The sequence below is a fragment of the Neobacillus terrisolis genome, from assembly GCF_051233475.1.
Taxonomy (GTDB): domain Bacteria; phylum Bacillota; class Bacilli; order Bacillales; family Cytobacillaceae; genus Bacillus_BU.
In genome coordinates this window covers 112,731-133,494 of the sequence record NZ_JBKFGH010000006.1, presented here as the reverse complement: position 1 = coordinate 133,494, position 20,764 = coordinate 112,731, and the positions used below count along the sequence as shown (strand labels likewise).

General features: G+C 37.9%; 18 protein-coding genes. 1 reads left to right on the top strand and 17 read right to left on the bottom strand.

Annotated features, from left to right (window positions below; all coding sequences use genetic code 11):
- Positions 1-13: 13 nt before the first annotated feature.
- From ACI48O_RS04605 to ACI48O_RS04565, 9 genes are all read right to left on the bottom strand, one after another.
- Positions 14-247, bottom strand: a complete 234-nt coding sequence (locus tag ACI48O_RS04605; protein WP_435560557.1) for a hypothetical protein — start codon at positions 245-247, stop codon at positions 14-16.
- Between the two features lie 93 nt (positions 248-340).
- Positions 341-1,588: an MFS transporter gene (locus ACI48O_RS04600; protein ID WP_435560556.1), complete on the bottom strand. Its 1,248-nt coding sequence runs from the start codon at positions 1,586-1,588 to the stop codon at positions 341-343.
- Between the two features lie 423 nt (positions 1,589-2,011).
- Positions 2,012-3,964, bottom strand: a complete 1,953-nt coding sequence (gene ltaS / locus ACI48O_RS04595; RefSeq protein ID WP_435560555.1) for a lipoteichoic acid synthase — start codon at positions 3,962-3,964, stop codon at positions 2,012-2,014.
- Positions 3,965-4,342: 378 nt separating this feature from the next.
- On the bottom strand, positions 4,343-4,645 hold the full coding sequence (locus ACI48O_RS04590) for a hypothetical protein (RefSeq protein ID WP_435560554.1): 303 nt from the start codon (positions 4,643-4,645) through the stop codon (positions 4,343-4,345).
- Between the two features lie 332 nt (positions 4,646-4,977).
- The gene (locus ACI48O_RS04585; protein ID WP_435560553.1) at positions 4,978-5,598 is read right to left on the bottom strand and encodes a CAP domain-containing protein; all 621 of its coding nucleotides are present in this window, start codon (positions 5,596-5,598) and stop codon (positions 4,978-4,980) included.
- Between the two features lie 136 nt (positions 5,599-5,734).
- The gene (locus tag ACI48O_RS04580; protein WP_435560552.1) at positions 5,735-8,974 is read right to left on the bottom strand and encodes a hypothetical protein; all 3,240 of its coding nucleotides are present in this window, start codon (positions 8,972-8,974) and stop codon (positions 5,735-5,737) included.
- Entirely contained in the window at positions 8,971-10,383 is a 1,413-nt protein-coding gene (locus tag ACI48O_RS04575) for a glycosyltransferase family 2 protein (RefSeq protein WP_435560551.1), read from the bottom strand. The genes ACI48O_RS04580 and ACI48O_RS04575 overlap by 4 nt, the downstream gene beginning before the upstream one ends.
- 3 nt (positions 10,384-10,386) lie before the next feature.
- Positions 10,387-11,427, bottom strand: coding sequence for a HEAT repeat domain-containing protein (locus ACI48O_RS04570; protein ID WP_435560550.1), 1,041 nt, complete (start codon positions 11,425-11,427; stop codon positions 10,387-10,389).
- Entirely contained in the window at positions 11,428-12,774 is a 1,347-nt protein-coding gene (locus ACI48O_RS04565; protein ID WP_435560549.1) for a GGDEF domain-containing response regulator, read from the bottom strand.
- A 155-nt stretch (positions 12,775-12,929) separates the two neighbouring features.
- On the opposite strand from ACI48O_RS04565, the gene ACI48O_RS04560 reads away from it, so the two are divergent.
- Complete coding sequence (locus ACI48O_RS04560) at positions 12,930-13,076, top strand: hypothetical protein (RefSeq protein ID WP_435560548.1); 147 nt, start codon at positions 12,930-12,932, stop codon at positions 13,074-13,076.
- Between the two features lie 178 nt (positions 13,077-13,254).
- Here the strand turns inward: ACI48O_RS04560 and ACI48O_RS04555 are convergent, their stop codons facing one another.
- From ACI48O_RS04555 to ACI48O_RS04520, 8 genes are all read right to left on the bottom strand, one after another.
- The gene (locus ACI48O_RS04555; RefSeq protein WP_435560547.1) at positions 13,255-14,013 is read right to left on the bottom strand and encodes a sirohydrochlorin chelatase; all 759 of its coding nucleotides are present in this window, start codon (positions 14,011-14,013) and stop codon (positions 13,255-13,257) included.
- Between the two features lies 1 nt (position 14,014).
- Positions 14,015-14,794, bottom strand: a complete 780-nt coding sequence (gene cobA, locus ACI48O_RS04550; RefSeq protein ID WP_435560546.1) for a uroporphyrinogen-III C-methyltransferase — start codon at positions 14,792-14,794, stop codon at positions 14,015-14,017.
- Between the two features lie 24 nt (positions 14,795-14,818).
- On the bottom strand, positions 14,819-15,034 hold the full coding sequence (locus tag ACI48O_RS04545) for a DUF3906 family protein (protein ID WP_435560545.1): 216 nt from the start codon (positions 15,032-15,034) through the stop codon (positions 14,819-14,821).
- A 391-nt stretch (positions 15,035-15,425) separates the two neighbouring features.
- Positions 15,426-17,045 carry a nitrite/sulfite reductase gene (locus tag ACI48O_RS04540; protein WP_435560544.1) on the bottom strand — a complete coding sequence of 540 codons (1,620 nt, stop codon included), beginning with the start codon at positions 17,043-17,045 and terminating at the stop codon, positions 15,426-15,428.
- Positions 17,046-17,062: 17 nt separating this feature from the next.
- Positions 17,063-17,662: an adenylyl-sulfate kinase gene (gene cysC / locus ACI48O_RS04535; RefSeq protein ID WP_435560543.1), complete on the bottom strand. Its 600-nt coding sequence runs from the start codon at positions 17,660-17,662 to the stop codon at positions 17,063-17,065.
- Between the two features lie 24 nt (positions 17,663-17,686).
- Positions 17,687-18,835 (bottom strand): sulfate adenylyltransferase, encoded by a 1,149-nt coding sequence (gene sat / locus ACI48O_RS04530; RefSeq protein ID WP_435560542.1) that lies wholly within the window; start codon positions 18,833-18,835, stop codon positions 17,687-17,689.
- Positions 18,836-18,950: 115 nt separating this feature from the next.
- Positions 18,951-20,030, bottom strand: a complete 1,080-nt coding sequence (locus tag ACI48O_RS04525) for an inorganic phosphate transporter (RefSeq protein WP_435560541.1) — start codon at positions 20,028-20,030, stop codon at positions 18,951-18,953.
- Positions 20,031-20,043: 13 nt separating this feature from the next.
- Positions 20,044-20,760: a phosphoadenylyl-sulfate reductase gene (locus ACI48O_RS04520; RefSeq protein ID WP_435560540.1), complete on the bottom strand. Its 717-nt coding sequence runs from the start codon at positions 20,758-20,760 to the stop codon at positions 20,044-20,046.
- Positions 20,761-20,764 lie beyond the last annotated feature (4 nt).

The following is a 20,764-nucleotide window of genomic DNA, read 5'->3' as shown; positions in this document are numbered from 1 at the left end:
GAACATTCCTTTTTTATAGGTTCTTTAATAGTAAGTTTAGCTGCTTATTTCTGTTTTCTCGTTCTTCAACTGATGATAAATCATATTTTTTTAAAAGATGGAACACTTCATTTAAAATTTCCTGCTTGTGTTCATTTTTAAAAAATTTTTCAAACAAATCTCTTATTTCTAATGGCAAAAACTCTATTTGTGACTCATACTTTTTGTAAACATCTTCTTGTGAATGATCTAAATTACATTGTCCCATTTTTTCTGCCTCCTATTTATGTATACCCTCATTATATCTTAAATACTGGCAAGAGCATTGCAATTAATCACATAATCGTATTCTTTTTGTTGTTTACGGGGTATGAATAGGTGTATAGGAACGAAGCCCGCTTTTTCTTAAATAGAGATAAAAAACAAAAAAGAACACACTGCTCATTAGTCTTAGAAATGTCGAGGTCATCATCGCAAAATTCATCGATATCTCCTCAAGTAACAGGACCCCGACCTGTGGTGCAATAAAACCTATAATAGCTAATAAAATATTATATTGAGATATGCAGTTATCACGGGTTTCCTTTGTTGTAGTTTCCAACAATAAATTAAACAACAGTAGGACCGTACCCGAAACAAATAACCCAGCTACTGCATTGATAATGGTCAAGTATACGAGGTTTGTGGACAAGATTGTTAGGACCGGTGCAAGTGCCATGCCGATTGAAACAGGAATCATCATCTTTGCATTTCCATGTCTGTCCGCCATTTTCCCCCACCATTGATAGCTAACAATTTGGCCAATTTGATTGGCAACCGTAATGACGCTGATCCAAAATCCAGTTGCGTAAGCATATTTAATTTGAAAAATGCTAAATAGTGACCAAGCCATTTGCCAGGTAAAATTGAAAAACAAGCCGCAAATTAAAAAATAAAGAAAAGGCTTATTTCCCTGAATCGACCAGGTGAATTTCCGTTTCTGATTTCTCGAACGAACGGTTCGACTTATTTCAGTATGTTTAAGTAAATAATAAACCTCGACTATGCCAAATATAAAAGTTAACAAAAATAAAAACTGATAGGGCACGGGGTTGCTTTTTGAAAAAAAGTTCAAACCTACTCCTATCAAAAATGTGATTATCATTCCTACAATGGTCATCCATTTATTACGTTTGCTAAAGAAACTGCTCCTTCTTGTTTCGGGAATCAAGTCTCCGATTAAAGACTGCCAGCTAAGATTAGCGAAGGAACCAGGTAAATTCATCATCCCTACAAGGAAAACAAAAATCCATCCAGCATATTCCTTCGGAAAGTATACAACTATAAACATCCCAAGAAGAAACAACCGGGTAACTAAAAAAGAGTATGCCGTGAATGCCTTTTTCTGCGGCAGCCTATTTAAGATGACTGAACCAATTAACATGGCGAACATTCCAATAAACTGCGGAAGCGAGTTGATCAGTCCAATTTGATAATTTGATGCGCCTAATACACTGATCGCAAATAAGGGAAAATAGCCTGCACTCCCATTCAAAACAATCGTTTGGGCAATTCCATTTCGAATACTGAAAGTCTCATTTTGCTCACTTAGCGTAAGGCCATTTTTCACAACGTCATCTTCTTTCCCAACAAATAAAAATTATTTAGAAATACTAAATAATAATACTCCTTTCCCCCTCTGTCTGCAATTATTTTTCTTACATCCGTATTTATGACAAAATACCATGGTTATTTCGGTTAGATTGCTACCAATAACCCTATCCCCAATGTATCATTTCAAAAAATAAAGGCTGTGTTAAATTAGTCTGTTGATTTCCGCTCCAGGTGCTCGCTTTCCGCGGGGGAGTCCGGGAGCCTCCTCTGCGCCATAGCGCCTGTGGGGTCTCCCGTGACACCTTCTCCCGCAGGAGTCTCGCACCTTCCTCTCCAATCAACAGAGTGTTCAAAAATCAACATTGTTCTTTAACACAGCCAAAACAAAAAAGGATGACCTTAGCGCAACGTATGCGGCTATGGTCATCCTTTTATTTGTTTACTTTTGTTTTTCTTCTTTTTGATTTGCTTTTTTCACATATTGATAATCTTTAGGATCGATTGGTGTAAAGCCTTGCGGAGTGTAGAACCGCAATAAATCTTTATAAACGATCTCATCCGATATTTTTAGCCTTGTGCTGACTTGATCGATTTGATCTTTGTATAATGTCTGATCAGCTAATTCACCAGTAGCATTGTCATATACTTTACCACCAACAAAGGTAATTTCCGGGGAAACTAAGTCGCCATTTCGGAATGGAACAGTTTGCTGGTGTTCAGGTGATAATAGGTCGGTACCCATTTGCAGATAATCCTTCGTATCAATTCCTAACAAGTGTAAAACGGTAGGCATTAGGTCAACCTGACCTCCGAAAGATTCAATCTTTTCACCCTTTACACCCGGAACATGAATGAAAACCGGAACTCGCTGCAATTGGGCATTTTCGAATGGAGTAATCTCCTTCCCAATTACATTGGCCATTGCTTCATTGTGGTTTTCGGAAATACCATAATGATCACCGTATAAAACGACAACAGTATTATCATATAAACCTGCTGTTTTTAAATCATTAAAAAACTTTTCCAATGCTTGATCCATATAATGAGCAGACTGGAAGTAGTTATTCACGACATTATTATCCCCAAAATTACCCGCAGGGAAATCGGTGTCTCCCTCATCCATTTTGAAAGGAAAATGGTTTGAAAGCGTAATAAACTTTGTATAAAAAGGCTGCTTTAAGCCCGTTAATAATGGCATGGACTGTTCAAAGAATGGTATATCTTTCATCCCATAGTTCTTTGTGTTTTCTTCACTCATATCATAATATTCTGCATCGAAGAATTTATCATAACCGAACGATTTATAAATTTCATTTCGATTCCAGAACGTCTTATAGTTACCATGAAATGCTGCTGAAGTATAACCTTTTGTTTTTAAAATCCCCGGCATCGCCTGATACGTGTTTTGTGCCTTATTGACGAATACCGAACCTTGAGACATTGGGAACAAAGATGTTTCCATCATGAATTCAGCGTCAGATGTTTTCCCTTGTCCTGTTTGATGAAAGACATTATTAAAATAAAACGCCTCACCATTCCGTGTTAGAGAGTTCAAAAATGGTGTTACCTCAAGATCGTTAATTTTATAATCAATAATAAAGGTTTGCAGTGATTCCATCGATACATAGACGACATTCATTCCTGCAGCTTTGCCAAAATACTCAGGATTTGGAGCAGCATGATTTGCTTTAATGTAGTTTTCAACATCTACTATATCACTGCTGTCCGCCATCGCCCGTTGACTCGATGATTTGGCATTTTGGATGATATCATAAATAGTAAAATTATATGTCCCTAAATACTTAACTAAATAGTTTCTGTCAAAGGAACGGGTTAATAACTCAGGTCGGTCCTTTTCAGCTAATCCCAAATTAAATAAGAAAACAATTACAGCCGCAGCAAGTACAAAGGCCGCTGGGCGACGATTGTTCCCACTTAATGGTTTTACAACTTTAAAGACTAAAAGCAAGATTAGCAGTATCGTATCTGTAAAGTAAAAAACATCCCAAGGAGACATTAAAGATAATACACTATCCCCAAGCTGCCCAGCGTTCGTTTTTGTCTGTAAAAGAACGGGTACAGTAATAAAATCATTAAAGAAACGATAGTATACTAGATTAGCATATAAGAGAAAAGACAATAGAAAATTCATGATGATCAGCATTACGTTTTGACCACGTTTCCGGAACAAAAGCGCTAGTCCCAAAAACAATAAGGTTGAACTTAATGGATTTATAAAAAGTAAGAACTTTTGGATTTTGTTATCAATCCCTAAATCAAATTCGATTTGATAGGCTATATACGTTTTTAACCAGAATAGAATGATCGCTAAGAAAAAAACAGAAAGACTTCCGCTAAGCAATCCTTTTGGAGATTTAAAAAACTTTTTCACGATCTTACACCTCATTTACTGCAAGTAAAGTTGAATGAATGTAGATTACTATATCACATTAATTTTTAAGTAGAAACGCAAATAATGAAAAATTAAAGAACGTTTCCTTAGGTTAATCCTCCGTTATATTAGACGAATTAACTCACGAAAAAGTTTCATTTTTTTCGCTATGTATCTTCAAAATGTTCTCTAAAAAAAACAAATATATCTCCTAACTGATTTTAACACGTAATATATAAAGTTCAAGTATAATTACATACCATATAAAGAAAATGTGCTATTTGAACTATATTAATAAAAATAAAAAGCAGTCACTTAAAACAAGACTGCGTCTGGAAAAAAATGATTCCCTTTTCGGTTAATTTTGCCTTCTATACGCTAATTCCAATCTTCCACAACAACAATTCCTCCGGTAACATCAATCGTGTTTAGTTCACCCTGATAGTATAATTTGCCATCCTCTTCAACAAGCAAATTTTCATACGTTTGAATTTCTTTGCCATTTGGGAGCTGTACAACCACTTTCCGGCCTAGATCGATTTCGGGCGCTTCAATTTTAATGAGACTCTTTAAATATAAATTGGTTGCAAAAATCAGCACGGCAATGAATATAAGCAGTAAAAAAATCTTCGTTTTTAAAAATGGAATCGTCTCTTCATGTAATTTCTGATATCTACTCATGGCTTCTCCTCAACATTTCCTTTCTTTTCTATATATCGTCCTGCAGAAGGTCGTCTACATGTTATTTCATCCACCTTAATCTATGCTCGAAAGTGAACAAAATTGACTATTCTACAAAATTTTTTTAATAAGGCTGTGTTAAACTTGACTGTTGATTGCAGCGAGAGGCGCTTGCTATCCGCGGGGCGGGCGCCTTCCGCTCCAATCAACATTGTGTAAAAAAATCAACACTTAGCTTTAACACAGCCTTTAATAAAAAACGGTTAAGTAACCGAACAAAAAAAGAAGGGTAGCCCCCTTAATGTTTAGGGAGGCTGACCCTTCTAATGGCATTATGATTGAATAAACATTTGAACCCATGCTCCATGATAAAAGCCGACACCAATGCAATTGTAGTTTGGATTTAAGATATTAGCGCGATGTCCGGACGAGTTCATCCACGAGTTCATGACCTCTTGTGGAGTGGTTTGGCCCTTGGCGATATTTTCGCCCGCACTGCGATAAGAAATCCCAAAGGTTTTTAGCATTGTAAATGGCGATCCATAGTTCGGACTTGTATGGGAAAAATAGTTTGAGTTAATCATATCCTGTGCTTTTTTCTGGGCCACATTTTTTAAATCCGCTCGATGAACGAGTGGTCTTAATCCGTTTTTAGCTCGTTCATTATTGACCAATTGTGCAACTTGATCTTGGAAATTGCTTGGACTTCCTGCTGCCGGCTTTAGACGGATCACTTCGCCAACATGCATGTTCATTGGCTCTACATTAGGATTAAGGGCCATTAATTGTCTGTAATCAAGACCATATCGTTTTGCAATAAACCAAAAAGAGTCACCGCTAGAGACTTTATAAAATTCAAAGGGTGGCTCATTAAACATTCTTATTTCAGCCTTAGAAAAAATCGGCATTGACATAAACATAATCGAAAGGGACAAAATCAATTTTTTCAACATCTTTTGATTACCTCCAATGAACTTTAAAAAAGGTTATTACCTTATCATTATCTTCCTTTGAAAACCGATTTAGTCTGACGAATTATTCCAATAAAAAAGGAAATGGACCATACATCCATTTCCTTTAAGGCATATTTTATTTTCCACTTGTTCCAAACGTTTCTTTCATGATGTAATAAGAATCCTTCAATCGCTCATGGAAATTCGGCTGATCCCATTCCTTCCATTCGTATAGAAATACATCTTTTTCATCTAACACTCCAGCATTCATTTTTGGAAGGGTTTTGTTAAGCTTGTCTTTTTCTGTTGTCACTACCGCTATCTTAATGCCAACTATCTTTTCTTTTCCCTTTAATCCATTTTTCCAAACATCGCTCATGATCAGCTTTTGGCTTGGATCCTTTACATTGATTAGCTGCCAAGGAATTCTAAGCTCCAGCACTTTTTGATCCTTACTAATACTGACATCTGTTAATGATTGATATTGCTCAGAATCAGGATTTCCATTCCCGAACAAAAGTCGGCCTGTTTCATAAGATTTTTCTTTCTCAGGTACTTGCAGTTTATTCAAGGCAAGTCGAATTGGATGAAATAATCCATTATTTTTTACGTTCACCCCAGCGATTTCCTGAATCATTTGAAGCTGGTATCCGTATTGATAATAAAATGGATCGTAATAGCTGTCGACTAAAATATTCGAGTTCTTCTCCCCTTGTAAATTGACTAAGAAATCAACACCGTAATTGGTTTCTACCTGTTTAGTTTCATTCAAAGGGACTTTGTATTGACCTTGATTTGCAATCGTATCCAATAGCAAATAGGAAGATTGACTCTTCCAATCAATAGGCTTGTTATAATCCAATCGAACATATACATTCGCTTCATCGGAATGGACATACACTTTATTAATTACAGCATCTTTACTTTGGTCCTGATAAATAGGCTTGGCCCCATTTTTGAGCCAGTCGCCAGTATTCCCGTCTACAGCCATGGCCTTCCCTTGTTTACCTGGATCAAAGCTTAGTAAACCAAAATGCTGTTCATTTGTTTGCAGGTTAGACCAATAAGGGCGACGGTCCGAATCATCATAGTCCATCGTATTCCATGTGCGTTTAAACCATTCATCTTGCCACGAAAAGACAATCCCACCAGCATACCCTTCTGAGATAATCGATTTAAACAAGCGTTGGTTGATGAGCCCTTGGTCCTGTTCTGACAAAAATCCTTGGTTCATTCCATGCACATTCTTATGAGTTAGCCCTCGAGAAGCCGGGACACCAAATTCTGCTACTAAGACCGGAAGCTGGTGAGCTTGTATTAATTGGTGTAAATAACCGGCATAGTTATTCTTTTTCCCTCCAAAATCCTGATAGTTTTTGTACGTTTCGTCTAAATTTAACACATCCGGATAATATGGATAAATATGATAAGATGCAAAAAGGCCGGCTTGAAAACGGTCGGTAGATAAAATGTGATTAGGATTAACCGAGACTAAATCCTCATTAGCCAGCGGTTCTGCCGGATGAACAAGTAAATCAGTGGTCACCCAATTACTAAAACTAACAGAATGCTGCCAATGATACCGGTCTGTTTCATATTGTGTAGTAAAGTCAAGCATTTGAGCCAGCCAACTTTCAAATGGAGCAGCGTCCTTTGTTTGAAAAAATTGGCCATTGTAAAAAGACTGAGCCGGATTCTTTTCATTTGTATGGAGCACAGCTTCTGGATCCCACTCGATACCAATCAGTAACCCCAATACATATGGAGAGATATCTCGTGTATATTTTCCTGATGCATGTCCTCCTTCTTCTGGAATTTCCGCACTTCCATGAATAACATCCACAACCTTTGTGATTTCCTTTTTAAAATCCTCTGTTGTTTCGTTTGAAAATGCATTCTGAGAAGAAACAAGCTTTTCTTCGTTTACCCACACACCATGTAGCAAGTACAGCGGTTTTTTAGCAGTTTGATTATATTCATAAAAAGCTTCATAAAACTGCGGAGGGTGGAGGGTATAGATTCGGACGGTATTCGCATTCATCGCTCCAATTGCTTTAAACCATCTCGCATACTCTGCCTTTGAAATAGCGGTCTGACCAGGGAAATAGCCAGGTTTGGCGATCCCGATATTGACGCCTTTAACCAATAAGTCCTCCCATTTTCCATTCTTCATTACCTGAATCGTTGATTTAGTGGTCAGGCTATTGGTCTTTATCCCATTCGTGTCATGTATCTCGACTAATTCTTTATCGTCGTATTTTGACTGAAGCCCGGATGAAAGGATTTTTTTCATCATCGGCACGTAGGCTTCCCAGTAAAATGAAGGTTCAGCTGTTATGTTTTTCTTCCAAAAGGAGATCAGATTCGATTGATAAATAGCGGGAACTTCCGGCTCATCTGCGAAATCACCAGCAAAATAATAAGAAGCGTATTTTCGGTTTTGATGATGAATTACTGCTGGAAACTGTATTGGAATATCAAATTGCGTTAGCTTTTCTTTGCCAGATGCGGTTACAGGGAGCTTATATGTGGCCAAAACTTCATTGTTATTCCGAGCCTCAACAATGTCAAACCAATACGAGTACTGCGTATTTTTTTCAATATCAAATAGCTGCTTACCCTTTTTTGTCACATTGAAAACAGGAATTGAGCTTTGTGCCTCTAGCTCCTTCCCGGATAAAACAACAATAAAATCATTGCGATCTACGAGAACAATTCCCTCTCCTTTAAAATTCCATTTCCCTTGAATTTTTTCATAATTCTCCTTCACCCATACCGGTACTTCTTTGCTTTCTAATTCAGGAAAATAACGGCCGATCCAACCACTCCAAGATAAATTTAATAAATTAGAAATTTTTTCCTTTGCTTCTTCTTCGGTAGGGCTGGCAAACGTATTAAATTCAGCGACTAATGTTTTTCTGCCTTTAAACAGGTTCTGTTCAAGGAGCTTGACCTCATCATTCGTCAAACCGCCATAGATCTGCTCTGAGCGTTTTCCCGTTTCATTTGTTTTTTCAAATTCCTCACGATAAACTCCATAAAGATCCGTTAAATAGATAAGTTCATATTCATTTAAGTTTGTTGGAAGCGATTCTTTTTTATATGTTTTATTTGCACCTAATTTGAACCCAATATAATCCTCTTCAATTGAGTAGGGTTGCTGGCCTTTTTTTACATATTTCTCATTGTTTAAGAGCCACACCAGCCCTTCATGCTCCCGATAACTTTCATCTGGAACAGTTTTATCAACGATTAACACATCTAAAGGTTTTGAATCTTTTATAATCCAGATCCAAAAAGGACTAGTGACAATTAGTAAAAACACAATTATATAGAAGAAAAGAAGGGTTTGACCTCTATACCGAATCATTCTCATTGGGATACACCTTTTCGTTTCATTTCTCCCCAACTCCGATCACCAATAATCATTTGCCAAATTCCTTCTACCCGCCAAAATACGGTTAAAGGCCGATACCAAAGAGTCTCCGTTAATGAATAGACAAACAGAATTAGGATTTGTGATACTTTTGGATATTTTCGCAAGCTCCATTCTTCAAGAAGGACTGAGGTCATTGAAAATAACGATCCGTATAAGCATGCAAGCAAAAAGACTAAGATCGCATATTCGATATATATACCGCCAAGAAAGAAGCTGATCAAAATATAAAGATAACCGGAGAGTTCCACAACTGGTCCAAAAAACTCAATGATCCAAAAATATGGAAAAGAAATAAGTCCGATTAAACCATACTTAGGATTAAACGTCAGCTTTCGATGTGCCCAAAGACTTTCGAGCAAGCCGCGATGCCATCTGCGCCGTTGACGACGCAAATACTTCCAGCTTTCCGGAACCTCAGTCCAGCAAACAGGGTCAGGTACATATACAATCTTCTTGTTTAAGCCTCTCTCCTTAATGAGACGGTGAACACGGACAATTAACTCCATATCTTCACCGACTGTATTTGGATTATATCCACCAGCTTCAATGACCCACCGTTTTGAAAAAACACCAAATGCGCCGGAAATAATGAGAAGTAAATTGTGCTTGCTTAACCCAATTCTCCCCATCAAAAAAGCTCTTAAGTATTCAATAATTTGCATTATCACCAGAGGGTTTTTAGAAAGGCCGATCTTAACTAAATGCCCGCTCTGAATATCACAGCCATTTGCAATCCTAATACTTCCCCCAGAAGCGATTACTTCCTCATTTGAATCGATGATGGGTTTCATTACCTTTAAGAATGCATCCTGCTCAAGCACCGAATCCCCATCTAAGGAACAAAAATATGGATAATGCGCAAAGTTTAAGCCAACATTTAACGCATCTGCTTTTCCGCCATTTTCCTTATCGATTAAGTAAAGCTCTGGAAGTATTGTGGACTGGTAAATTTTTCGAATTGGGGCGGTTTCGAGCTGCTTTCGAATGACTCTTTCGATTGGAACCATTTCATAATGATGAATGACTTTTTGTAATGTTTGATCGGTAGAACCATCGTTAATCACAATAATTTCATAGCTTGGATAATTAATGCTTAATAAGGAACGAATGCTTTGAACAATCCCTGCCTCTTCATTAAATGCCGGAACAAGAATGGATAATGGTTTCATATTAATCTCGTTCATATATTCATGAAACAATTGATCTCGATTTAAACGATATTCTTTTCGCAGCTGGAGCATGGAAATAAATAATATAAAAGAATAAAAGATAATGACAAACGACATATAGACAACAAAAAACCAAGTAAAATATAAAGCAATCCCATGCGTAAAGTAAGTTGCCATCTACTAAACAGCTCCTTTATTTATCCATTCAAAGGCCATATCTTTGGCAAATGGATCATCCGAGGTTTCCCTAATCGTGCGGAGAATTTCTTTTCCATCGGGAAACATCATGATAGACTGGCCCGCTTGATAACGAACCCACCAAACTTTATCTGAAAGAAGCTGTTTCAAATAAGGAATGAGATCATTCCCTCTCATATTCCCAAATATTTTTGCGGCCATCATTCTTTCCTGCCACACATTTGAACGAACTAATGACATGTATGGCTTTACATCAAGACAATGCCCGATAGAAGCAATTGCTTTCAAAGCCCGTAAACGAATCTCTCCCTCGCCCCTTAAAAACGTGGTTTCTAAAAAAAAGCAGAAGTTCGAATCCCGCTTTACACTCATTACTTCAAGTAAGGCATATTTCAATTGTTCGGGACAATGTTGAAATTGGGCAATAAAAGATTGTAATAAAGGTTCTGATAACCGAGATAAAATCGAGCGGAAGTCGTATTCAGTTAGCCCCTCCCATTTCGATTGCAGGAGTTCAAACATATTAGGATAATTAAAATCAGCTAGAATCCGAAAAGATAATATGACTTCCTCTGTAGAAGCTCTTTTTGATTCAACTCTTTTTAGTACTTCATGAGTTAAACTTTCTAGTCTAAGATCTTCTATATGGTACAGAGCATTCATCCTTTTGCTCCACACGAAACTCTTCAGGTTGCGGCAATATAATTCCTTTAAATAGAGGTCCGCCAGCTTTGTTATGTTTTGCCTTTCCTCATCGCCTTCGATCATTTCAGCGTAACGCAGCAGTAATTCCTCTAGAGCCATTTTCTTAATCGCTGTATCCGCATGAAAACCTCTTACAACATTTCCATCAACCAAATAATCGTATAATAATGGATTCATTTTTTCCTTTGTTGCCTCTATTTTTCTACGCCTGCTGTTTTCTATTGCCTTACGAATGACCAAATAGAGCAGTAAAAGGATTAAAATGGACAGAATAAGCGAACTGGCAATGGATAAAATGAATATTTCATTCTGGAACATCTACATCATCCTTTGAAGCAGGCGTTCAATCCTTGCTTTTAATTCAGTAATACTAAACGGTTTTATCATATAATCATCGGCGCCCAATTTTAACGCTCTGGCAATTTCCTTTTCATCTTTTTTCCCTGCTAACATTAAAATACGCAATGGGGACCGGGGCTTTAGCTGCCTTACTCTACTTAGAATTTCTATTCCATTCATAATCGGCATTACAGCTTCCATAACAATAAAATGCTTCCCTTTTGCCTCAATACGATTTGATTCAAAAAATTTAACCCCATTTTCAAACATTTCAATATTAATTTCGAAATTTTCAATCTCTAATGAAGCAAACACTTTCATTAGCATCGTTCGAATAATCATGTCATGATCAATGATTGAGATATGGAGCTGTTTTTTTACAAGAGACACGGATTCATCTTTAATAGTTTCTACTCGTGCTTTCCCTTCACGCTTTGAAATGTCTAAAGCCCTTTCCGCCAATTGGATGGCCGCTTTTGGGGTTAATTCAACATTTTGGACTTCAAAAAGTCCTGCAGAAAAGGTTACATTAAAAAATTGACCCTCTTTCTCATGCATTTTCGTTGAATACTTGCTTAAAAGACGGTTAACAACCTCGCTAGCTTCTTGATTGTTTGTTCGTGGGAAATGGATAAGAAAGCGATCGCCCCATAATCGAAAGAAAGCATCACCACTTCTAATGTTCTCTTTCACAAACCCTGCAAAATCAAGGAGAATTGAATCTCCAGTAAAGTGACCATAACGTTTATTAAGGTAAGAAAAATTATCTAAATCTAAAGCAGCAATTGTTAAGGAATAATCGGAGCGATTCCAATCATCTAAACTTTTTTCTAATTCAATTTCTAAAAATTTTTTATTATACACTTTAGTAAGTTCATCAATTAATACTGTCTGTTCATAGGTCCTTTTTCGGTCAATATGCCTTTCTAAACGTATAGTAAGCTCCTCTAAATCGAGGGGTTTAATAATAAAGTCGTCTGCTCCACTTTTATAAGCATTTATTCTAGCCTCTCTACTCGTGTCAGAGCTTAGTAAAAGCTTTGGCACAAAAATCTTGCTATTATGCTTTTGTATTTCTTCAAGGATTTGATAACCATTTTTATTAGGTAGCTGGGCATTAAGGATTAAACAATCGGGGCACATTTCAAAATAATGAGAAATCGCTTTTTGAGGATCGGTATCGGCTACGACCATCCAGCCCTTGTCCTCAAGATTATTTTTTAAGGAAATTAAACCCACCAAATCATCATCAATAATATGGATTAGTGGGACTTGATTATCTGTTGTTGCTTTATTTGGAGAAATTTGAATTTGTTCTATTGTCATAAGCGTCCCCCCATTGAAAAATTTAAGATGATTATTGTGTATAGGCAAAAGCGAAAATACTTTGCTTGCCTTACCCTTTTATTAAATGTAGTATAATATATTGAAAAAAATAAATTCTTACACCTTTTGAAAAGAAAACATGTGAGGGATTGTCCATGAAAAAGATAGTTAAGATAGGAATCGCCATTGCTCCATTATTTATCATTGGTCATTTAACCCAAAGTTGGCCATTTGTATATGGCGGGCTTGTAGAGTTTGTGATCATAGCCGCCCTTTTTTACAAGGAATGGAGGAAGGGTTAGGTTACCAATACAAATGAAAAATCGGCAGAAAAATCTATGAAAGTCTTGTGGATTATTAGTATTATACTCTATCCATTTTATTGTTTCAAAATAATTTTATAATTATTCTTAAATAAAAATCTATTGAGAATGATAAACAGTAAAAAAAGCACGGTTTCGATTAGAAAACTGTGCTTTTTTATTGAAAGTACATGTCATTGTCTTCATTTAATGACCTTATCACTCGTTCTTTCAGAATATTTTTAAGAAGTGGATGGTAGCCTAAATATCTACATAAAATGATTTCTTGCAGGGACTTTTCTTTATGTTCCTTGATAATTTTTTCGATTTTTTTCATTAGAATCCCTGTAAACAGTAGATAGGGAATAACAAAAACTTTTTTATATCTACTTTGTTTAGCCATTTGCAAGGCTTCCTCAAAGCTTGGCGATGCAGCTACTAAAAAGCTTGTATCCACTTTTTTGTTATTTAGGGTCGCCTTTAACATTTCTGCGATTTTCCCTAAATCATTCCTTACGTCGGGGTCACTACTTCCTCTTCCAACTAGTAAAACCATTGAATCTGTCGGAAGTCCTTTGTTAGTCTCTTCGATTCTTTCTTTAAGAATCTCCGGAATCGAAGGATGAACACCGATTGGTTCTTCGATAATCAGCTTAATTTCCGGATAATTCTGTTTCAAACGTGCCAGTTCTTTCGGTATGTCTTCTTTCGCATGTGCGGCAGCCAATAATAGCACTGGAACCACGATAATTTTCTTTGCGCCCTTTTCAACACACACTTTAAATGCAGCTTCAATCGATGGTTCTGCGAGCTCAAGAAAACAGTATTCCTGGATGGGAGCAAGTCTTTCACTCATACACGTTTGGATAAAAGCTATTGCTTGTTCCTGAGCTTGTTTTAAACGGCTTCCATGGCAAATGTAAAGAACTGCATTCATGTTAATAAGCCTCACTAAAAAGTAAATTGTTCTGAGATGGGTTTTGCTCAAACCATTGAAGTTTTTCACGCATCCTTACTACTTCGCCAATTATGATCATACATGGGTTTTCAATTTTTTCTTTTGCGGCCGTTTCTAACACTGAGCCTAATGAACTCACAATCGTTTTCTGATTGTGTAGTGTTCCCCAATGAATGATGGCAACCGGCGTGCTAGGATCTTTCCCATGCTCTAGTAGCTTTGCTTGGATGAAAGGAAGATTTTTGACACCCATATAAACAGCTAATGTATCAATCCCTTTTGCTAAGTGTCCCCATTTTGTATCATCTTCAAAATCGTCTTTTCGATGACCGGTTACAACTGCGAAGGTTGCGGCATAATCACGGTGAGTTACAGGGATACCTGCATAGGCCGGAGCGGCAATCCCAGCGGTAATGCCCGGAATGACTTCGAATTCAATCCCATAATTAAAGAGAGCTTCTGCTTCCTCTCCACCTCTGCCGAAGACAAATGGGTCTCCTCCTTTAAGCCTCGTTACTACCTTCCCTTGTTGAGCATGAATGATGATTGTCTCGTTAATTGTTTCTTGCTGCAACGAATGATTATTTGGGAGTTTTCCGCAATAGATTAATTCTGCTGAGGATTTTGCATAATTCAATAGTTCCTTATTTACTAAGCGGTCATAGAGGATGACATCCGCTTCTTTAATACATTTTAATCCTTTAATAGTGATCAGGTCAGGGTCTCCGGGTCCTGCTCCGACTAAATAAACTTTCCCCATATATAAGCACCCGCCTTCTTGTTTTTAAATTATCGTTTCATCTCGGGTTATCACAAAGCCAGCGCCATTGCGAATGACTTTTTTTTCATATAAAACAACATCGTTTACTACAGGAAGCTTTAAAAAATGCCGCTCAATTTCAATATCCACTTGATTAAAAGCGGCTTCCTCATTATCCGCGGCTACAATAACATGCGCCACTTCACGTCCCAAAGTCACTTCAAACCGATACAGGTTCATCGTCAAGCCACCTTTTCTCTAAGCTCTGTTAAATATGTCTGTTGATTTCCGCTTCAGGTGCTCCCTTTCCGTGGGCAGTCCGGGAGCCTGTCTAGCTCCAGCGGCTAGGGGCTCGGGGTCATAAGCCAATCCGTCAAGAAGGTCAAAGAACGACCTTCATGCCGGCTCGTCTTATGCCTGTCGCCCCTAGGCAAGCCGCTTCCGCTTTTCGTTCTCCTCGGCGCCATGGCGCCTGTGGGGTCTCCCCTGTCCTTCTTTTCCCGCAGGAGTCTCGCACCTTCCGGTCCAATCAACAAGGAGCTTTAACCCAGCCTTTTCTCTAAAAACTAATATGAGATTGCCTGTCCATCCCAGTGTGATCGAGTTGGGCGGCAATCTCAATATTGGTTGATTAAACAGCAACACTTGTTAAAATTCTATCTAATTCCTCTTGAATATACTCTTTGCCGACGCGGTTAAAATATTCGATATACGTTTCGCCTGGAAGCTTTGTTTCTTTGAAGCTTAACAAGAGCTCTTTGACCACTTGTTCAAGCTGATCTGCTTCAACTTTACCTTTAAGCTTCTCGTTAAACTTCGCACCTACATCTAATGTTCCGCCAACATGGATTTCAAATGCCTCGACAAGCTCTTTATTTTTGTTTCTTGATTTCACACCATGGAGCCCTAGATCAGCAATTTGGCGCTGACCACAAGAGTTAGGACAGCCTACCATATGAATACGAACTGGGACATCAAGAGAAATCTCTTGATCAAGGTTTTCTGCAATTGTTCTCATTCTTTCTTTTGTTTCAACTAATGCCAAGTTGCAATATTCATTACCTGTACAAGCTACAGAATAGCCTACAAGTTTATTTGGAGAAATTGGGAATTTCGTAAAAATTTCTTCCTTTAATATCGCTTCAACATTTTCGTCAGGGATATTAGGAATGACAATGTTTTGTGAGTTACAATTACGAATTTCACCGTTTCCGTATTTTTTGGAAAGTCGTGCTAACTCGATCACATCATCCGGCGTTAACCGCCCAACCGGAATATTCATACCGATGAAATTTAATCCCTCTTGTTTTTGTTTGTTTACCCCGTAGAAGTAACCAGCATTCCAGCCTTTTTGAGCGTCTTCTCCTTTTTCAGGAAGAGGACCCGTTAACTCAAGCAATTTTTCTTTAAACTTTTCTACGCCCCAGTCAGCAATAAGGAATTTCAAACGCGCCCGGTGGCGTTTTTCACGATAGCCATGATCACGGTAAAGAGTGGTGATTGCAACGGCGACGTCTAACGTTTTTTCAGGAGTAACAAAGATATCAAGCGTTTCAGCTAAATATGGAACAGAAGATAATCCGCCACCAACTTTCACATGGAAACCGGCAACCTTTTCTCCATTGATTTCTTTAGTCGCTGGAACAAATGACAAACAGTTAATTTCAGCATTGGATGCATTGTTTACATTTGCTGAGATTGAAATTTTGTATTTTCTAGGTAGGTTTGAGAAATCTTCATTAAATTGGAAGAAATCATAAACTTCCTGCACAATGTCTCTCGTATCGAATAATTCGTCCGGATCGATTCCCGCCAATGAATTTCCAACGATATTTCTGGTAATATCGCCGCAAGCACCTGCTGAAGAAAGCCCAACTACTTCTAAACGCTTATAAATATCAGGAATCTGATCAATTGTTAGCCAGTGGAATTGGACCGCTTGACGAGTCGTAATATCGTAGACACCACGTCCATAATCCTTTGCAATATTCGCTAATGTTATCGCCTGTTCATTCGTTAATGCTCCAGCAGGAACACAGACGCGCATCATAAAATAACCAGCTTCTTTTGGCTTTTGCAAATATAAACCGGCCCATTTGAACATATCCCATTCTTCTTGCGGAATGGAACTAAAACCATTTTGTGCATAATAAGGAATGTCATCAAAAATCTTTAAAGCGTCTTTTTGTAGCTTTCGAAGTTCAGTCTTGTTTAGATTTGGATTATCAGCCCAAATTTTTTCGTATGCCATACCGTTTCCCCATCTTTCTATATCGCGTTTTTTGAAGACAAATAAGCAATAATTTGCTCGACGCATTCGTCTACGGATGACTCGCTAGTATTCACTACTAATTCTGGGTTGATCGGTTCTTCGTATGGTGAATGAATTCCAGTAAAGTCAGGAATTAAGCCTTTTCTTGCTTTATCATATAATCCTTTTGGATCACGCTTTTCACATTCCTCAAGCGGGCATTTTACATAAACCTCGATAAATTCCCCGTCTTCAAGTAGGCCGCGAACTAGCTCACGGTCTGCAATAAATGGTGAAATAAATGCTGTTAAGACAACCTGGCCGCTATCAACGAACAACTTAGATACTTCACCAATACGGCGGATATTTTCTGTACGATCGCTATCAGAAAAACCTAGGTCCTTATTAAGTCCATGACGAATATTATCTCCGTCTAATACATAGTTCCTAATTCCGATCTCAAATAGTTTTTGTGCAAGAGCGTTTGCCACCGTTGATTTCCCTGAACCAGATAATCCCGTAAACCAAAGGACAAAGCTTTGATGTCCGTTTTGTTTGCGTCGTGCTTCTTTAGATAATGATAACTCATGCCATGTAATATTTGTACTTTTTCCCAAAGTATAATCCTCCTCGTTACCTGGTTAGGCCTTTAAAGCGTGTTCGCGAAGCCCTTTAATCAATACTTCAACAACTTCCTTTCGGCTGAATGTGCTTGGCGGAATCTCACCATTGCGAAGTAATTCTCTAACTTTTGTTCCGGACAAAATGGCATGGTGTTCCTTACCGTGCGGGCACGTTTTTGTCGATGCCATGTTTTCGCATTTTGAGCAATAGAAGCTATGCTCAAAGAACATTAAGTTAATACCAAGCTCTTCTACAGTAAAGTTGCTAAAAATAAGTTGTGCATCGTATGTTCCATAATAATCACCGACACCTGCATGGTCACGACCAACGATAAAGTGAGTGCAGCCATAATTTTTGCGAACCATAGCATGGAAAATCGCTTCACGCGGACCTGCATAACGCATAGCTGCAGGGAACACTGCTAAATAAACACGATCTTGAGGATAATAATTTTTAAGTAACACTTCATAGCTTTCCATCCGTACATCTGCTGGAATGTCGTCAGATTTTGTTTCGCCAACAAGAGGGTTTAAGAACAAGCCGTCAACTGTTTCAAGAGCAGTTTTTTGGATGTATTCGTGAGCACGGTGAACTGGATTTCGAGTTTGGAAACCAACAACTGTGTTCCAGCCCTTTTCTTCAAAAATAACTCTTGTTTCAGCAGGATCTAAATAATAGCTTTGGAACTGCTGTCTTTCGATCCGTTTGGTTAGGGTAATTTTTCCACCTACATAAATATTCCCACGATCAAATAGCTTTTTTACACCAGGGTGAGCTAAATCTGTTGTCCGATAAACCAATTCAGCCTCTACTTCTTTGTTTGGTTCGAAAAGGTCAGATACAGTAATTACTCCGTAAGTTTCTTCTTTATATACTAGTCGGTATTCTTCACCAATTTTAACCGCTTGGGCTTGGTCCTCTGAAATCGGAAGCGTGATCGGGATACTCCAAACGTGACCATCGGCAAGACGCATATTATTTACTACTGATTCATAGTCTTCTTTGGTTAGGAATCCTTCAATTGGGCTATATGCTCCTGTTGCAATCAATTCAAGATCGCTAAGCGCCATGCTGTCAATTTCAATTTCCTTGATAATATTTTCTACCGGTTTCTCCGGATTCCAGCGGTTAACTAATGTTCCGCCATGTGGTGTACTTAATGCCATTACAAAATACCTCCTGTTTAATCCTTTTAATAATTTAAAGTAACTATCCCTATGTTTTTAGTGGGTTAGAAACAAAATTAATTCACTATACACATGTTTTTAGTAGGAATTATAATTAAATTCCTCCGCCTTCTTCATAAATCGTACGGGAGTCTTCTCTAATCGTTTTGAGTAAGCTAATCGTTCCTAGCGTTGCCGCGCAAACACTGAAAAGTACCACTACTTCGTAAATATCACTCTCAACAAACAGTTTTATTAATCCATAAGAGATAACTAGAGAAAGAATCGGTGAAACAATCCACACTTTGATGATTTTCGTGATGATGTTCTTTTTTAAAGCATTTGCTCCATTTTGAACTGTGCTAATCCCAATAATTGCCGTGCTCGTTACTTGGGTAAGCGGAACCGGTAAGCCAAAAATAGATGATAGAATAACTAAAAATGCTCCAGTACCTGATACGGCACCGCCTTCAAGTAAAGAAAACTTCGTGATCTTTTTCCCGTTTGTTTCTAAAACACGTCCCCCCAGGAGAACAGCACCAACAGCAATAAAAACTCCTCCGACAATCATTCCGGTATTGATTGAAATAATTCCCGCTCCAACTAACGGACCAGCTGCATTAGCTACATTATTCATTCCCGCTGAAAAAGCTTCAAAAAAGCCGACAATGATAACAAAAACCGTGAGAATTTGCTTATTCTTTCCCTTTTCTAAATTAGGGTATTTTTTCTGAAGCTTTTTTATCCCTTTTCCAAATACGATCGCAACAAGAAACGCTGCAGCAGGAACGATAATCCAAAAGCTAACAATTACAAGGATGTTATTAATAAATAAAGCCTTATAGGCAACCCCCACTCCAACAACAGATCCAACTGTAATTTCACTTGTTGATAAGGGGATTCCAATTAAGTTTGCGATAAATAATGACAGAGCTGCAGATGATAAAATAACCAATACCACTTTCGGTGTTAACAGTGAACTCGGTATAATGTTTTCGCCAATGGTCTTAATTACTTCACTACCACCGATCACTGCTCCTGCAAAAATCGCAATCCCGCAAAGGAAAAGAGCGTTTCTCCTACTGGCGATTGCACCAGAACCATAGGCAACACTTACCGATGCCGCTGCACCACTTGCGCCAATATTCATTGCGAAAAATAAAGCAATAGCTCCTGCTAAATAAGTAATGATCATGGTTGTTTACCTCTTATAGATGAAGTCCACACTCAGTTTTGCCAGAACCAGTCCATCTACCTGAACGTAAATCTTCAGCATTGAAGGCCGGTTGAGTACAAGGTTTGCAGCCAATGCTTGGATAGCCATTGTCGTGAAGAATATTATAAGGCAAACCATTTTTGTGAGCGTATCTCCAAATATCCTTCCACGTCCAATGAATTAATGGACAAATTTTAATTGATTTGAATTTATTGTCTTTATTAAAGTAGTTTGTATTTTTTCTAGTTTCGGATTGTTCTCGTCTTAACCCTGACAACCAAGCCGTTGTTCCGGATAGAACCTCGTTCAGTGGAATAACTTTTCTTATCTCACAGCACTTATTTGGCTCTCGTTTCCATAATTCGTCTCCGTATTCAGCTGCTTGTTGCTCAAGTGTTAGATTTGGTTTTTTTAGTTCAATTCGTAAATTAGGATATCTTTTCTTAACCTCATCAATGAGTTTATAAGTTTCTTCAAAATGAAGATCTGTATCGAGGAAAACGATTTTCGCTGTATCATTTACTTTAGAAATTAGGTCAATCAATACCATTCCCTCAATCCCAAAGCTACAAGCATAAACCAGTTCATCATCTAAATAATGGTTATAAGCCCAATTTAGTACATTTAATGCCCCTTTTGTTTGTTCGTCCTCAACAATATTAATCTGAGGATATGAATCAAAATTGTTATAAGTCAGTTTCTCGGCCACGTGT

What these genes read in the sequence shown, in the direction of transcription:
- ACI48O_RS04555 (WP_435560547.1), bottom strand. Translation starts at nt 14,013, where the DNA reads ATGAATGCAGTTCTTTACATTTGCCATGGAAGCCGTTTAAAACAAGCT.
- ACI48O_RS04525 (WP_435560541.1), bottom strand. Translation starts at nt 20,030, where the DNA reads ATGATCATTACTTATTTAGCAGGAGCTATTGCTTTATTTTTCGCAATG.
- ACI48O_RS04585 (WP_435560553.1), bottom strand. Translation starts at nt 5,598, where the DNA reads ATGTTGAAAAAATTGATTTTGTCCCTTTCGATTATGTTTATGTCAATG.
- ACI48O_RS04565 (WP_435560549.1), bottom strand. Translation starts at nt 12,774, where the DNA reads ATGACAATAGAACAAATTCAAATTTCTCCAAATAAAGCAACAACAGAT.
- ACI48O_RS04575 (WP_435560551.1), bottom strand. Translation starts at nt 10,383, where the DNA reads ATGGCAACTTACTTTACGCATGGGATTGCTTTATATTTTACTTGGTTT.
- sat (WP_435560542.1), bottom strand. Translation starts at nt 18,835, where the DNA reads ATGGCATTAAGTACACCACATGGCGGAACATTAGTTAACCGCTGGAAT.
- ACI48O_RS04570 (WP_435560550.1), bottom strand. Translation starts at nt 11,427, where the DNA reads ATGTTCCAGAATGAAATATTCATTTTATCCATTGCCAGTTCGCTTATT.
- ACI48O_RS04580 (WP_435560552.1), bottom strand. Translation starts at nt 8,974, where the DNA reads ATGAGAATGATTCGGTATAGAGGTCAAACCCTTCTTTTCTTCTATATA.
- ACI48O_RS04605 (WP_435560557.1), bottom strand. Translation starts at nt 247, where the DNA reads ATGGGACAATGTAATTTAGATCATTCACAAGAAGATGTTTACAAAAAG.
- ACI48O_RS04560 (WP_435560548.1), top strand. Translation starts at nt 12,930, where the DNA reads ATGAAAAAGATAGTTAAGATAGGAATCGCCATTGCTCCATTATTTATC.
- ACI48O_RS04590 (WP_435560554.1), bottom strand. Translation starts at nt 4,645, where the DNA reads ATGAGTAGATATCAGAAATTACATGAAGAGACGATTCCATTTTTAAAA.
- ACI48O_RS04545 (WP_435560545.1), bottom strand. Translation starts at nt 15,034, where the DNA reads ATGAACCTGTATCGGTTTGAAGTGACTTTGGGACGTGAAGTGGCGCAT.
- ACI48O_RS04540 (WP_435560544.1), bottom strand. Translation starts at nt 17,045, where the DNA reads ATGGCATACGAAAAAATTTGGGCTGATAATCCAAATCTAAACAAGACT.
- cobA (WP_435560546.1), bottom strand. Translation starts at nt 14,794, where the DNA reads ATGGGGAAAGTTTATTTAGTCGGAGCAGGACCCGGAGACCCTGACCTG.